Source organism: Acinetobacter sp. RG5 (assembly GCF_031844265.1).
Taxonomy (GTDB): Bacteria; Pseudomonadota; Gammaproteobacteria; order Pseudomonadales; family Moraxellaceae; genus Acinetobacter.
Window position 1 is genome coordinate 49,083 of sequence record NZ_JAUZUV010000009.1, and the last position, 15,602, is coordinate 64,684.

Here is a 15,602-nt window from a genome sequence, read left to right on the forward strand (position 1 = left end):
TAATTCCTTATAAACTGCGTGCAATCACCAGACGCTGAATATCGCTGGTGCCTTCATAGATCTGACAAATCCGCGCATCCCGATAGATGCGTTCAATCGGAAAATCTTTCAGATAGCCATAGCCACCAAAAATTTGTAGCGCCTTGGAACACACGCGTTCGGCCATTTCCGAAGCAAATAGTTTGGCCATGGAGGCTTCAGTCAAACAGCTTTCGCCAGCTTCCTTTTTACGTGCAGCAAAATGAACCAGTTGGCGTGCTGCTTCAATTTCAGTCGCCATACTGGCCAGCCTGAACGAAATCGCCTGCTGTTCAAAAATCGGTTTGCCAAAAGCCACGCGATCATGCGCATAGGCCGTTGCTTCTTCTAAAGCGGCACGCGCCAAACCAACGGCTTGTGCTGCAATACCGATCCGCCCGCCTTCCAGATTGGCCAAGGCAATTTTTAAACCTTCGCCTTCGGCACCGAGTCTTAAACTTTCATGAATGCGGACATCGGTTAAGGCAATCTGACAGGTATCCGAAGCATGCAGGCCGAGTTTTTCTTCCACCCGAATCACTTCATAGCCAGGTGTGTCGCGCGGCACTAAAAATGCACTCATGCCTTTTTTGCCCGCGCCTGGATCAGTCACTGCAAACACAATAATCATCCCGGCATTGTGCCCTGAGGTAATAAACTGTTTGGCGCCATTCAGAATGTAATGATCGCCATCCTTGACCGCCCGGGTTTTAATCGCGGCAGCATCCGATCCGGTATGTGGTTCGGTTAAGGCAAAGGCACCAATCATTTCACCTTGGGCCAAAGGCTTTAGAAATTGCTGCTTTTGCTGTTCCGTGCCGAACTTGAAAATCGGCACACAACCCACCGAGTTATGTACGCTCATAATCGCGGATGTTGCACCATCGGCCGCAGCGACTTCTTCCAAGGCCAGAACATAAGCCAGCGTACCTGTGCCCGAGCCGCCCCATTCTTCCGGAATCAGCATGCCTAAAAAACCCAGCTCTCCCATTTGGGCCAAGGCATCTTTGGGAAAGATGCCTTTTTGATCCCACTCGCTGGCAAAGGGTTTAATCTGTTCCTGGGCGAAGCTTTTGGCCATATCCTGAATCAGGTGTTGTTCTTCCGTTAATTGCATCGATGCTTCCTTCAATCTCTTTATTTAATCTTCTTATTCAATCTGTTGGCTTTATGAGCTTATGCAGTTTTGGATTGCTGCTTGTTGATTTCCTGATTGCGCAGTAAAAAGCGTTGAATTTTACCGCTTGGGGTTTTCGGCAATTCGGTCACAAATTCAATCAGACGCGGATAGGCATGCGCAGATAAACGCTTTTTCACAAATTGACCCAGCTCTTCCTGCAGCTCGGCAGTTGCAGGAGAATGACCAGCCAGAATCACAAAGGCTTTAATGATTTCGGTCCGCTCGGGATCCGGTACGCCAATCACCGCCGCTTCAATCACGGCATCGTGTTCCAGCAAGGCACTTTCCACATCAAACGGCCCCACCCGATAGCCCGAGGTAGTAATGACATCATCACTACGTCCCACAAAACTCATACTGCCATCGGCATGAATTTCCGCGGTATCTCCGGTTAAATAGTAGTGGCCGACAAAGGGAGATTTACGGCTTTCTTCATAGCCAGAGAACCACATCATCGGAGATTGGCTGATATCAACCGCTAAGATTCCCGGGACGTCAGCTGCTAATTCATGCCCCTGTTCATCGACAACGGCAATTCGGTAACCCGGGCTGGCAAAGCCTGCCGAACCTGAACGGACCGGATGTTCCAAAGCATGATGATTACACACCACCATCCCGACTTCGGTCTGGCCATAATGGTCATAAATCGGCACATCTAGCACCTCTTTAAACCAGCGGATCACTTCCGGATTTAACGGTTCTCCCGCACTGCTGACAACACGTAACTTACCGCGTAGTTTTGCCATTTGAGCAGGATCGGCCGCCATCATCATGCGATAAGCAGTCGGTGCACCAGCCAGATTGGTAATGCCATATTCCTTGACAATTTCGCAGACACTTTCCGCACTGAAAGTGCCTTCATAAAACAGGGTCGAGTGTCCAAGCATTAAGGGACCGGTAATACCGTAGTACAAACCGTAGGCCCAGCCGGGATCCGCAATATTCCAGAAAGCATCTTCAGGAGTTAGACCAATCGCATTTTGCATATAGCTTGCAAAAGCAATCAGCGCTTTTAAAGGGACTTTAAGAGGTTTCGCTGGTCCAGTAGTACCGGAGGTAAACATCAATAAAAATGGATCATCGACATTCAGGATTTCCAGCTCACAAGCTTCAGCCTGACGGTTTAATACCGTCCAGAAGCTGAGGTCGTGCGGATAGCGCTCTTCCTCAGTTTCGGCATGTACCGTCACAATCGGTGGACAGTTGCTGATCTCGGATAATTTGTCCCGATTCGCCAGATCAGTCACCACCAGCTTGCTTTGCGCCAGCTGAATACGATGCTCGATGGCTTTGGGACCAAAGGCCGTAAATAAGGGTTGATAGACAGCACCAATCCGCCAGGTTGCCAAAATAGTAATGATCAACTCGGGAGTACGTGGTAATAATCCGGAAACGCGGTCGCCTTTACCAATGCCTTGAGACTTTAAAAAGTTGGCAAACTGGCTGGAATATTTTTTGAGTTCGGCAAAACTATATTGTTCTTTTCTGCCATCTTTACCATGCCAGTATAAGGCAATGGCATCGGAATCGGCATGACGGTCACAGCATTCATAACAGGCATTTACTGCCTGCATGGAACCGGAGAGATACTGGCTTGCAACCGTATTTAAATCAAAGTCTTGAACCGTTGTTTGATAATCTAACATGTTAAACCTCAGCCTGAATTTATCGTTATTACTGACAAGGTGTAATTATTGAAGCGAATCCTTGCTCCATCTGAATCTTTTAAGTTTTAAGCATTTGGCGTGGTGTATTGATGCATGATGCTGGAGAAGTCCAGATGGGCATCTCCTTCCTGACAGAGCTGTTGATAGAGTTTTTGTACCATGCTGCCGAGTACAACCGGCTGATCCACCTGTTGCGCTGCATCGACCGCCAAACCTAAATCTTTGAGCATCAATTGTGCGGCAAAACCGTCGGTATAACCCCGCGATGACGGTGCATTGGCACAAATATCGGGCCATGGATTATAAATTTCAGAACTCCAGCAACGTCCAGTGGAGCTGTTGATTACCCCAGCCAGCGCCTGCGGATCAATACCCAGTTTGGCTCCGAGTGCCATCCCTTCTGCTACCGCAGTCATGGAAATGCCCAGAATCAGGTTATTACAGATTTTTGCTACCTGTCCTGTTCCCACCGCACCACAATGCACCAGATTTTTACCCATACAGCCGAGAACTGGTTTGACCGCCTCAAAGGTGGCATCATCTGCACCGACCATAAAGGTTAAAGTGCCATCTTTGGCACCTAAAGTACCGCCGGATACCGGTGCATCACAGACGCGAATCTGCTTGGCCTGCGCTGCTGCGGCAACCTCCTGAATGGTTTGCGGGTCAATGGTGCTGCTGTCGATACATAAGCTGCCCGCTTGAAGCACCTCCAGAATACCGTGTTCACCTAAATAGACTTCACGCACATGCTTGGCGGCGGGCAACATGCTGACCACGATCTCCGCCTGCTTCGCGACAGCTTGTGGACTGTCGCAGACGATACCGCCCCCTTCTGCAAAATGCTGTAAAGCCACTGCACTTAAATCATAACCAAAAACCTGATGACCGGACTTGAGCAAGTTTTGCGCCATGGAGCCGCCCATATTGCCTAAACCAATAAATGCAATCTTCATGCTGATGCTCCTTAACGCAGACTGATCGTGGTATTAACACCTGTGGTTTCCTGGTCATCTTCAAACCAGCGGCTGGTAATGGTTTTGGTCTGGGTATAGAACTGCACCGCCTGTTTGCCATAAGGACCTAGATCACCCAGTTTTGAACCGCGTGAACCGGTAAAACTGAAGAAAGGCACAGGGACAGGAATTGGAATGTTGATGCCCACCTGACCGATATCAATCTGGTTCTGGAAGGTACGTGCCGTATTGCCATTCTGGGTGAACAGTCCCACGCCATTACCAAAGGGATTGGCATTAATCAGCTCAATGGCCTGCTCTAAAGTATCGACATGCATGATCGCCAGTACCGGGCCAAACACTTCTTCTTTATAAATGCGCATATCGGTCGTAACCTGATTAAAAATCGTTGGCCCGACAAAATTGCCTTTTTCATAGCCTGGAACCTGTACATCACGACCATCCAGCAGCAGTTCAGCGCCTTGTTCAACGCCACTGTTAATTAAATCGATCACACGTGCTTTGGCACGGGTTGAAATCACCGGTCCCACATCGGTATTCGGTTCATGTCCGGCATTCACCTTTAAGGTTTTGGTTTTATTGACCAGTTCATCGACCCAGTGCTTGGTCTCACCGACCATCACCGCCACCGAAAGTGCCATACAACGCTGACCTGCTGCACCAAAAGCTGCACCGACCAACGCATTTAAGGTCTGTTCTTTATTCGCATCTGGCATTACCACGACATGGTTTTTAGCGCCCATCATAGACTGCACACGCTTGCCGTGCTGGCCTGCCAGGTTATAGACATGCGTACCGACCGCGGTTGAACCAACAAAAGAAATCGCTTTAATGTCGCGATGGGTACACAGTAAATCGACCACTTCTTTGCCGCCATGTACTACATTCAGTACGCCAGCCGGTACACCGGCTTGAATCGCTAACTCAACCAGCATCATGGTCGATAGCGGATCCTGTTCTGAGGGTTTTAATACAAAGGTATTGCCGCAGACAATCGCCATCGGGAACATCCACAGTGGAATCATCGCCGGAAAGTTAAACGGGGTAATTCCTGCACAGACACCCAATGGTTGCTGCAAGGTATAGGTATCGACACCGCGTGCCACACCTTCAATATACTCACCCATTTGTAGTGAACCGATCGAACAGGCATGCTCCACCACTTCCAGACCGCGCTGAATATCACCTTCGGCATCGGCCAGAGTTTTCCCCTGTTCTGCTGTTAAGACCTGGGCAATACTTTTTAAATTCGTACGAATCAGATCCTGCAGCTTCAGCATGATGCGCATGCGTGCCTGGATCGGGGTTTGGCGCCAGCTAGTAAAGGCATTTTGCGCAGCCGCAATCGCAGCATTGACTTCTTCTGTAGTAGCAAATGGCACCTGCCCCAAGACTTCCTGAGTGGCAGGATTAACAATATCTTGCCAATGGCTGGTTTTTGATTCGACAAATTCACCATTAATGAGAAGTTTTGCGGTGGTGAATCCGGTACTTTGCTGTGGATGAGAAATGGCGTTCATGGTCGCTCCGTGCTGGTTTGTTATTGTCGTTGTATCTGCCTTTACTGGCTTTTATTTAACGTATAATTTTTACGCTGTTTCAGCAGACTAACAAAGAACACTTTGACCACCAATAGAAAATGATGCACGATGATTGTGCAAATTTGCACAGGGATTTAACAGGATGTTAAATAGAAGATGAAAGTGGATTGGGATCATTTACGTTTCTTTTTAGTTTTGGCACGTGCTAAAACGCTTACCAATGCAGCACGCTTGATTGGGGTTGAACACAGTACCGTGGCACGGCGGATTCAGGCCCTGGAAAATACCCTCGGTACTCAACTGTTTAAGCGCGAAGCCACCGGTTATGAACTGACCTCGGAAGGTCTGGCACTGGTACCGCGTGTGGAACAGATGGAGCAGTCCTTTATCCAGATTGACAAGCGCCACGACCCTTTGCAAGGTCGGGTCCGGATTGGTGCGCCAGAAGGTTTTGGTACGGCATTTTTAGCCCGTCTTTTGGCAGAATTTTCCCAGCATTATCCTTTGCTGACCATTGACCTGATTCCGGTACCGAAAGCGATCAAACTTTCACATCGAGAAGCCGATATTGTGATCGCGATTGACCGGCCCAAATCTGGCCCCTATATCATTACTCGTTTGTCTAACTACTGCCTGAAACTGTATGGCAGCCAGCATTATTTACAGCAAAATCCGGAAATTAAAAAACTGGAAGACCTCAAACAGCACCGTTTTGTCGATTATATTGATGATCTCGTCTATAGCACTGCACTGTATTCGCTGGAGCGTCTTCCCTTGCAGGTCAGTGCCTGTTTTCGCAGTAATAGTATTCTGGCGCAGGAAATTGCGGTTCGTGCAGGTGCTGGACTGGCCATTTTGCCGAAATTTCTGGTCAATGATAAAAGCGAACTCAAAGAGGTTTTGGGCGATCAGGTCAGTTTTACCCATACTTTCTGGATGCTGACGCTGGTCGATCTGCAACATGAACCAAAAATTAAACTGGTCTGGGATTTCTTGCGTAAACAAGCCGATCTTCAGCAAGACCTGTTAATGGGCAGATGAATATTGAACACACTGTTCACTTTGCAAGGCTACGTACTTTAGTTAAATCAACTGAAACAACAACGTATCGATACAGCAAATGAACGTATCACAACATTCCTGACGCTCATGACTTGTTAAATTAACAGTCGATCATTCGCGATGTTTTTTAATGAGCTACAGGAAAATAATATGAAAATCTTGATGGTACTGACTTCACATGACCAGCTGGGCGATACTGGCAAAAAAACTGGCTTCTGGTTGGAAGAGCTAGCTGCGCCTTATTACACCTTTGTCGATGCAGGCGCAGAGGTAGTTTTGGCTTCTCCTGCAGGTGGTCAGCCACCATTAGATCCAAAAAGTAATGAGCCGGATGCGCAAACCGAAACCACCAAACGCTTTGAAGCAGATGAGGTGGCCATGCAGGCTCTTGCCAATACACATAAACTGAGTGAAGTTCTCAATCAGGATTTTGATGCCGTGTTCTATCCAGGTGGTCATGGACCACTATGGGATCTGGCCAAAGACCAGAATTCCATTTCTTTAATTGAGCAAACCTTGCAGGCAGATAAACCTGTTGCGCTGGTCTGTCATGCTCCGGGTGTCCTGCGTGATGTGAAAGATGCCGAAGGCCATTCTATTGTAGAGGGCAAGACAGTCACCGGTTTTACTAATACCGAAGAAAACGGCGTAGGCCTAACCGATATTGTGCCATTTTTAGTGGAAGACATGCTGAAAGAAAAAGGTGGGAAATATTCCAAAACTGAGGACTGGCAGGTATACGTGCAACAAGATGGTCTGCTCATTACTGGACAAAACCCCGCCTCTTCTGCTGCAACGGCTGAAGCTTTATTAAAATTATTAAAGTAGAAGTTAATCTAAAATTCGTATTAACCTTTTAGATCGCTTCTTTTTGAATAAGAAAAACCCTGAATGATGCAAGATTATTCAGGGTTTAATTTATCTATTTATTCCCAGATTTAGTTCGCTTCAACTGCCGTTGAGGCAATATGCTGAGCCAGTAATTCTCTGAGTTTAAACTTCTGGATTTTTCCCGATGGGGTCATCGGAATATCCTCCCAGATTTCCAGGCGTTCCGGAAGATACTGCATAGCCAGATTATGAGTTTTCAGGAAATCTACCAGCTCATTAAAACTTAACGGCTTTGTCTGATCTTTCAGCTTGATGATTGCACAAGAACGCTCGCCCATTCGCTCATCTGCATAAGCCACTAAAGCTACTGTGGCGATATTCGGATGCTTATAAAGTAGTGATTCAATTTCCGCGACCGGAATATTTTCTCCACCACGAATAATCACATCCTTCTTACGTCCGCAAATCCGAATATAGCCATGCTCGTCCTGATAGGCAATATCCCCAGTATCAAACCAGCCTTCGGCATCCGTATCATTCAAATGTGGACGTTTTAAATAACCGCCAAAATTTGAACAGGTGCGGATCATCAAACGCCCGGATTCATTCACGGCTTTGGTCTGACCTTTTTTATTCACGATCTTGATTTCAACACCAGGTAAAGCGATGCCATCCGTATTGAAAGAGTGTTCATCCTCATCTTCAGGTCGGGTCAGCGTCACTGCACCACATTCGGTCATACCCCAAGCGGATATGACTTTAACGCCCAGAATTTCCCGGGCTTTTTGTACCAATGGCCCCGGAATGGGTGCACCAGCACACAGGAAAATTTTTAGTGAATCAACCTTGTCATGCTGTTCCGCCACGGTATTGGACAGGTCATTCAGGAATGGGGTCGAGGCCATGGTGAAATTCACCTGATGCTGATGAATTAGATCCACTGCTTTGGCTACATCCCAGCTTGGAAACATGGGACAACTTGCAAGCTGATTTCTTTGATTTTTATGGTCAGGCCTTAAATAAGCTGGCTTTTGATGATGTGGTTACCCTAATTCATCTGCTCAATAAAGTAAATGATGGTTTAAAAAGTATTCATCTGCATAAAGAAACGGATCAGGAATAAACAAATAGAAATATAGCTTTAATTGAAGAATATAAAAAAGAGCCTGAATTCAGGCTCTTTTTTATAAATTGAAATTATGCCTTTTGTGGATCGTATTGACGGTCTTTAATGAATATCCCGGACACTGCACCACACAAGAAATAGGCACCGCCCATAATCAGGAAGCCCAAGCCAATTGAACCACCACTGGCTGCTGCGCCAATAATCGCAGGCGCAAACATGGCCCCAATACGCCCTGCATTATAGGCACCACCGACTGCTGTACCGCGGATTGACGTCGCAAAGCTTTCAGTCATATATGTGGCATTAATCGCATACGGAATACCATAGAGAAAGCCGAAGAAAATCAGCAGATAGGCAATATTATCGGGGGTGTTGAACAGCACAATCACGGGCAGGAAAATCGCCGTTCCAATTGCTCCAAACGAAAAGACAGCGCGTCTACCCAGACGGTCTGCAGCAAAGCCCGCCAGAATTTTTCCGAAAATCATGGCTACATAGGTACCAATCATATAGCCTGCCATGGATTTAAAATTCATGTGCAATTCAGATTCCAGATATGCCGGCATCCAGTTGTTTACGCCATAGTAGCCAAATTGCAGAAAACCGGCCGTAAAGATCCACAAAATAAACATTCTGCGATTCGCAGGATCCGCGAAAATCTCTTTGACTGTGCTTTTTTTGGCGGGTTGCTGTGCTGTGATTTCAGCTGGAGCATATAGACGCTGCAAACGTGCACGCTGCCAGGATTCTGGCTCAGGAACCAGTTTCTGGATAAAAATCGCCATAACCGAGGGAATAATGGCAATAAAAAACAGGGTTCGCCAGCCATATTCTGGAATGATCCAGCCTGCCAGTACAGTGGCCACAATATAACCGACGGTCCATCCTGCCTGTAAGGTACCTAAAACCGTGGTGCGATATTCAGTTGGAACATATTCAGCCATGAGCGTATTGGCTGCAATATATAAAGAGCCTATGCCAAAGGCAGAAAGAAAGCGTAAAACAGCAAATTGTTCAAAGTTCTGTGCAAAGCCTAAGGCTGCGGTCAATATGGAAAATACCAGAATCGAAATGACTACGGTACGTACACGGCCCAGACGGTCACAGGCCCAGCCACCCATAAAGCCACCAATCGCCATACCTGCTAAGGTAAAACTGCCTAGTGTACCGGCCTGAAGATTACTGAGACCAAACTCTGCTTTCAGGCTATTTAAACTGAAAGACAACAGCAACATGTCCGCGCCATCTACCAGTAAAGCCAGAAAGGCGAAAATAAAAGCAATTTGCTGCGTTCGTTTGGTCGTAGGTTTAATCTTTTCTAATTCTCTCGCTAAATCCGTCATATTTAAATCTCTGTTTTCCTATCCTTAGGTTTTCATGATCTTTTATATTTAAAGCTATTCCGCTAATGAATATGCTTTAAGGCTAATCCGTTTTTAATTCACTTGATTGACTCCTTTTTTAATCCTGTCTGGGAGATCGCTTTTTCCTTTTTATCAGTGACCTCTTGTTCTTCGTTCATACTTATATTTGCATCAGGCTAAAGAAAATAAGATGAATATTCATCATTTTAGATGTTTTATTTTGTTATACGAAATTTATTATCATAAAGTTGATTGTTCTTTCATTTTCATATAGCTTTAAAAAGAGGGATAAGAACGATATGTCATTTGAATATGATCGAACAGGGAGCGTAATAATGGGTGCCTTAACAGGATTTCGTGTACTGGATTTAAGCCGGATTTTGGCTGGGCCCTGGTGTAGCCAGATTCTGGCTGATCTGGGTGCAGAAGTGATCAAGATTGAAAAACCGGATCATGGGGATGATACCCGTATCTGGGGACCACCTTGGCTTAAAAACAATCAGCAGCAAGATACCCATGAATCGGCTTATTACCTGTCAGCCAACCGTGGCAAGCATTCGGTTGCAATCGATTTATCTACACCTGAAGGTCAAAGTATTATCAAAAAGCTTGCTGAACAAAGCGATGTAGTCATTGAAAACTATAAAGCCGGTTCGTTGAAACGATATGGGCTGGATTATGAAAGTCTGAGTCAGCTAAATCCGCGACTGGTATATTGTTCTATTACCGGTTTTGGCCAGAACGGTCCGCGTGCGCAAGAGCCGGGCTATGATTTTATCGTTCAGGGAATGGGCGGCATGATGAGTGTCACTGGCGAACGTGACGATCTGCCCGGTGGTGGCCCGCAAAAAGCAGGTCTGGCCTTTGCCGATTTGACCACCGGCTTATATGCCGCAATTGCCATTCAGGCGGCTTTGTTGTCCCGTGAGAAAACCAGTGAAGGTCAGTATATTGATATGGCGCTGTTAGATACCCAAGTTGCTTCCCTCTCTGTTCTGGCCATGAATTATCTCACCTCAGGCAAAGTACCCGGTCGCTTCGGAAATGCGCATGCCAATATTGTGCCCTATCAGGTGTTTAAAGCCCAGGAAGGTGAATTTATTATTGCCTGTGGTAACGATCTGCAATTTCAAGCTTTGTGTCAGGCCGTTGGTCTGGCTAAGGTGGCAGAAGATCCTCGCTTCTTAAAAAATTCTGGACGTGTTACACATCGTGAAGAATTGACCACAGTTCTACAGGCTCATTTCTATACTAGACCGGCAAAAACCTGGGTGGATTTAATCCATGCGGTTAAAGTGCCGGTAGGAATGATCAATGACCTGAAACAGACTTTGCAAGAAGAACAGGTATTGGCACGCGATATGGTGATTCAGATGCCGCATACTTTACGTGAAGATTACACCTCAATCGGTTCACCGATCAAACTCTCCAAGACACCGGTAGAATATAAAAAGGCACCCCCTTGTCTGGGTGAAGATACCGATGCCATTTTGAGTCAATATTTAAGTTCTGCTGAAATAGAAGAACTGAAAAGCAAAAAAGTCATCCAGCAGCGATAAGCCTGCAAGCAATAAAAAAGGAATCTTTCGATTCCTTTTTTATTTTAAATCTAATGGACTAGATCATTCCTTAACAGGCTTTGGCGCTCGGCTGAACAGTACGAGGCAGCTCGCGACGCAGAATTTTTCCTACTGCAGACTTTGGTAATCCAGCCACAAACTCAATGTATTTGGGCAATTTATAACTGGTCAGTTGCTGCTTCAGATAAGTCATGACTTCATCTTGGGTCAGAGTTTCATCCTGTTTCACAATAAATGCCTTGGGTACCTGTCCAGACTTTTCATCATCAATACCAATCACTGCACATTCCAGTATTTTAGGATGTTTGGACAGCACGCCTTCCAGCTCATTGGGATAAACATTAAATCCGGAGACCAGAATCATGTCTTTTTTGCGGTCCAGAATGGTGATATAGCCTTGTTCGTCCATACAACCGATATCACCTGTCAGGAAGAATCCATCTTTGGTAAATACCTGTGCTGTTGCTTCGGGTTGCTGCCAGTATCCTTTCATTACCTGTGGACCACGTATGGCTATTTCTCCAGCCTGATTAAGCTCTACAGGTTTTCCTTCATCATTCAGAATCAGAATTTCAGTCCCTGCCAATGGCAAGCCAATCGTGCCACTAAATCGCCGGCTTAAAGGCGGGTTAAAAGTTGCAGTTGGTGAGGTTTCAGAAAGTCCGTAGCCTTCATAAATCTGGCAGCCTGTGACCTCATACCATAAATTTGCCGTATTTTTTAAAATCGATGCTCCCCCGCCAGTTGTAGTTTTCAGGTTTGAATGATCCAGCTCACGAAAACGTGGATGATGTCCCAGTGCATTAAACATGGTATTCACCCCGGGGAAAACAGTGGGTGGATGTTTCTGGTATTGATCCACCAAAGCATCCAGATCTCTCGGATTTTGGATCAGGACATTAGCGAAACCTCGGCTCAGACCATAACTAAACAGGCAGATAGTAAATCCATAAATGTGATACAGCGGCAAAGCACAGAATACATATTCATTTTCAGCGGCATAGCGGTCAGCAAAATGGCTGATAAATACGGTACTGTTCTGGGCGATATTAAATAAAATATTGCGATGGCTTAGTTCTGCGCCTTTAGAAACACCTGTGGTTCCTCCCGTGTATTGCAGAATGACCGTATCTTCCTGATGCTGTACAGGCGGTTCAAAATCAATAATCTTTACCTGATTTATTGCCTGTCTAAAGTCAGAAAACTGTTTATCTGGATATTGTGCTGCCTGACTATAAATAGCACTTGGCTGCTCTTGAATAAAATCCAGCTGATGCGTCGAAATGACATATTTGAGTTCAGGACATTCATCTAGTGCTGTTGATTGCTCCAAAGTCTGTCCCAGGATAATCAAGGCTTCTGCACCTGAATCCTGTAGCTGATGATAGAGCTCGCGCTGGGTATACATGGGATTGACATTGACCAGTACATAACCGGCCCGAATAATGGCAAAAGTAGCAATTGGATATTGAATAATATTCGGTAACATTACCGCAATACGGCTGCCAGCAGTCAGCCCAAGACTCTGTAAATAGCTTGCCAGTTTCTGACTAGACATATCGACATCTTGATAGCTGAATTTGCGATCCAGATAGATAAATGCGGTTTTATCCTGAAATTTCACCAAATTCTCAGCAATTGTCGTGCTCAGGGTTTTCTCAGGATCTGGCCGGGTAAACTCCGGATTGATATTCCACTTTTTATATTCTTCCATCCATGGCTGACTGCTCATGACTATACTCCTGTCCTGGATTTACATTTATTTTGTATTATTTAAACCATAAGATTTTGATTCTAATCAAATATTTTTAAACCACTTTCTGCTGTCTCGATTCAACATACTGATAGTGATAACCGCTACGAATAAAATGCTGATTTTTATCCCTAAATGAATGAGCATAATCCGGCCAGACCAAAGTCAGCTGGCGACTGACCGGGTCCAGATACCAGCTTTTACAGCTTTCCGATAACCAGACACTACCTTGCGAAAGCTGCTGTAGATCCTGCATATAGCTATTTTCAGCCTCTTGATCTGCTTCAAAGACCTGAATCTGTTCCTGCTCAAAAAACTGCAAGGCATCCAGTACCAGATCAAACTGGGTTTCCAGAAAATAAAGCGCTGAATTATGCCCACTGCCTGTATTTGGCCCATTCAGAATGAACAGGTTTGGAAAGTTATGTACGGTCGTTGACTGATAACCCTGCATACCGCTGGACCATTGCTGCTCCAGGCTTAAACCCTGTTTACCTACCACCTTTGCGGCATAGGGTGGACGCGCTGCTTCAAATCCGGTGGCAAATACGATGATATCTGAAAAAAATCTATTTCCAGCCTGACTTAATACACCGTCTTTCGTAACTTCTGCCAATGCTGAGTCTTCAAGTGTGACATGCGGTTTTAAAAAGGTTGGATAATAATCATTAGAAAGTAATAAGCGCTTACAACCAGGTTCATAATTCGGCGTGAGTTTGTGCTGTAATTCAGGATCTGAAATCTGATGTTTTAAGAATTGCAGGCAGTTTTTCTTGACCCGCTCAATCTGGCTTTTCAGATTACGGCGCTGGGCAAAATTGTATTCATTGCCCCAAAACAAGGAATGTCTTAAGGCTGACATACTGTCCGGATCTTTGCGGAAAAGCTGTTTTTCTGACTCAGAATAAGGTCGGTCTGGTCGGGGCAAAATATATGGTGCACTACGTTGCAAGACGGTCAGGCTTTTGGCCGTTTTGGCAATTTCCGGCACAAGCTGGACGGCAGAAGCACCAGAACCCACCACAACGACATGCTGGTTCTCCAAATTTATCTGATGATTCCAGCGTGCGGAATGCATCACCTGGCCTTCAAATTCTTCCAGCCCCGGAATTTGCGGGAGATGCTCATCAGCCAGATGTCCGGTTGCGGTAATTAAAATCTCAGCCTGATACAGACCTTTAGAGGTGTGAATTTCCCAGATGCGTTCTCGTGCATTCCAGCTGGCTTTTTCGAGCTGAGTATGAAAATCGATATGGGGCCGGATATTTTCCTGATCACAGCATTGAATTAAATAACGCTGAATTTCTGCTCCGTGTGGAAAGACCCGAGACCAGTCCGGATTTTTAATAAAAGAGAAAGAATATAAATGGGAAGGTACATCACAGGCGACCCCGGGATAGGTATTGTCACGCCAGGTTCCGCCCACTTCTGCTGCACGTTCAATGATTTTGAAATCCTGGATGCCCTGCTGTTTAAGGCGGATTGCAATGCCTAAACCACCAAAACCGCTGCCTACGATTAAAATCTTGCTGCGCTGTCCTTGAGCTTGCATTATTTATCTCCTTTAAGGCATATAAGGCTGAATTTTTTGATTCACCGGATATTGTTCTGGATGCTGGCTAAACTGGTTTACCAGTTGCACCACTTCTGCTGGCGCTTCGATATAGAGCGCATGTCCTGAAGAAATTTCGATATAACGACTGTTCGCAATTGAAGCAAACAGCAGTTTAGCTTGCGCTACAGGCACCATGCGGTCTTCACGGCAAGCCACAATCAACGTCTCTGCACGAATCTCAGGCAAGATCGATGTAATATCAATGCGATAATTCAGTTCACGCTGTTTGGCTGCATCTAGTGAAGGTTTAACAAAGCGTGCCAGATCCAACACCTGCTGTTCGCTTCGTGCAGACAGATAATCATCGCTATACAGGCAATAATTGACAAAATGAGGCAAGGCCGCAGATTGTTCAGCAAATAATTGCTGCCAAATGACAGTACGTAGTTGTTGCACCGAGCTGGTTTTGGCCCAACCGGCTAACAAGATCAAACGCGCTACGCGCTGTTTTAAACTGGCTGCCACTTGTGCAGCAATCACGGCACCGAGTGAATAGCCTACCACTGTAATGATTTCATCTTTTGCAACTGCATGCTGAATCAATGCTTCAACCTGTTGGCTAAAATCAGTCACCTTTAGATCAGCTTTATTCGGGGTATGCAAATCAATGGATAAAACCCGCTGATGAATACCCAGCATCGGAAAAATATAGCTGAAATGCTTGTCGGTATTTCCACCGGTGCCATGAATCAAAATAATAGTCGGAAATGGAGAGCGCTGTCCGACTTCATGAAAATTAAGCTGCAGATCAGCATAAGGACACTGTCGAGTAATCATGTCTAAATCCATATAGACTCCTGATCTTGTTGTTTTATGGTTTATTCAATATCCGAGAATAAATCTCAATATTTGAATTGGGTGAGGATGCAAAAATTATTAAAAAAGACC

The 15,602-nt window shown here is 45.6% G+C and carries 11 protein-coding genes and 2 pseudogenes; 4 read left to right on the forward strand and 9 right to left on the reverse strand.

The genetic code is table 11. The features are described from left to right. Positions 1 to 7: 7 nt before the first annotated feature. From Q9R21_RS09780 to Q9R21_RS09795, 4 genes are all read right to left on the reverse strand, one after another. The gene (locus Q9R21_RS09780) at positions 8 to 1,135 is read right to left on the reverse strand and encodes an acyl-CoA dehydrogenase family protein (protein WP_253145652.1); all 1,128 of its coding nucleotides are present in this window, start codon (positions 1,133 to 1,135) and stop codon (positions 8 to 10) included. A gap of 59 nt (positions 1,136 to 1,194) precedes the next feature. Further along, positions 1,195 to 2,844 (reverse strand): AMP-binding protein, encoded by a 1,650-nt coding sequence (locus Q9R21_RS09785; RefSeq protein ID WP_311204359.1) that lies wholly within the window; start codon positions 2,842 to 2,844, stop codon positions 1,195 to 1,197. Positions 2,845 to 2,930: 86 nt separating this feature from the next. Continuing rightward, positions 2,931 to 3,821 carry a 3-hydroxyisobutyrate dehydrogenase gene (mmsB, locus tag Q9R21_RS09790; protein ID WP_086044838.1) on the reverse strand — a complete coding sequence of 297 codons (891 nt, stop codon included), beginning with the start codon at positions 3,819 to 3,821 and terminating at the stop codon, positions 2,931 to 2,933. A gap of 11 nt (positions 3,822 to 3,832) precedes the next feature. After that, positions 3,833 to 5,362 (reverse strand): CoA-acylating methylmalonate-semialdehyde dehydrogenase, encoded by a 1,530-nt coding sequence (locus Q9R21_RS09795; RefSeq protein ID WP_005106965.1) that lies wholly within the window; start codon positions 5,360 to 5,362, stop codon positions 3,833 to 3,835. Positions 5,363 to 5,539: 177 nt separating this feature from the next. On the opposite strand from Q9R21_RS09795, the gene Q9R21_RS09800 reads away from it, so the two are divergent. Together Q9R21_RS09800 and Q9R21_RS09805 are read left to right on the forward strand one after the other, a co-directional pair. Continuing rightward, positions 5,540 to 6,424 (forward strand): LysR family transcriptional regulator, encoded by an 885-nt coding sequence (locus tag Q9R21_RS09800; RefSeq protein WP_247143379.1) that lies wholly within the window; start codon positions 5,540 to 5,542, stop codon positions 6,422 to 6,424. A gap of 171 nt (positions 6,425 to 6,595) precedes the next feature. Beyond that, on the forward strand, positions 6,596 to 7,273 hold the full coding sequence (locus Q9R21_RS09805) for a type 1 glutamine amidotransferase domain-containing protein (RefSeq protein WP_311204360.1): 678 nt from the start codon (positions 6,596 to 6,598) through the stop codon (positions 7,271 to 7,273). Between the two features lie 110 nt (positions 7,274 to 7,383). On the opposite strand, the pseudogene Q9R21_RS09810 reads toward Q9R21_RS09805, so the two are convergent. Continuing rightward, a pseudogene (locus tag Q9R21_RS09810) lies at positions 7,384 to 8,235 on the reverse strand (AMP-binding protein); the annotation flags it as partial. A 2-nt stretch (positions 8,236 to 8,237) separates the two neighbouring features. Here Q9R21_RS09810 and Q9R21_RS09815 point away from each other — a divergent pair. Next, a pseudogene (locus Q9R21_RS09815) lies at positions 8,238 to 8,399 on the forward strand (MarR family transcriptional regulator); the annotation flags it as partial. A 74-nt stretch (positions 8,400 to 8,473) separates the two neighbouring features. Here the strand turns inward: Q9R21_RS09815 and Q9R21_RS09820 are convergent. Then, positions 8,474 to 9,745, reverse strand: coding sequence for an MFS transporter (locus Q9R21_RS09820; protein WP_004730944.1), 1,272 nt, complete (start codon positions 9,743 to 9,745; stop codon positions 8,474 to 8,476). A gap of 356 nt (positions 9,746 to 10,101) precedes the next feature. Here Q9R21_RS09820 and Q9R21_RS09825 point away from each other — a divergent pair, with 356 nt between their 5' ends. Next, complete coding sequence (locus Q9R21_RS09825; RefSeq protein WP_311204361.1) at positions 10,102 to 11,325, forward strand: CaiB/BaiF CoA-transferase family protein; 1,224 nt, start codon at positions 10,102 to 10,104, stop codon at positions 11,323 to 11,325. A gap of 70 nt (positions 11,326 to 11,395) precedes the next feature. On the opposite strand, the gene Q9R21_RS09830 is transcribed toward Q9R21_RS09825, so the two are convergent. The 3 genes from Q9R21_RS09830 to Q9R21_RS09840 all read right to left on the reverse strand — a co-directional run bounded on the left by Q9R21_RS09830 (position 11,396) and on the right by Q9R21_RS09840 (position 15,503). Next, on the reverse strand, positions 11,396 to 13,078 hold the full coding sequence (locus Q9R21_RS09830) for an AMP-binding protein (protein ID WP_311204362.1): 1,683 nt from the start codon (positions 13,076 to 13,078) through the stop codon (positions 11,396 to 11,398). A 76-nt stretch (positions 13,079 to 13,154) separates the two neighbouring features. Then, positions 13,155 to 14,651 carry an NAD(P)/FAD-dependent oxidoreductase gene (locus Q9R21_RS09835; protein WP_311204363.1) on the reverse strand — a complete coding sequence of 499 codons (1,497 nt, stop codon included), beginning with the start codon at positions 14,649 to 14,651 and terminating at the stop codon, positions 13,155 to 13,157. Between the two features lie 12 nt (positions 14,652 to 14,663). After that, positions 14,664 to 15,503 (reverse strand): alpha/beta hydrolase, encoded by an 840-nt coding sequence (locus Q9R21_RS09840; protein WP_311204364.1) that lies wholly within the window; start codon positions 15,501 to 15,503, stop codon positions 14,664 to 14,666. Positions 15,504 to 15,602 lie beyond the last annotated feature (99 nt).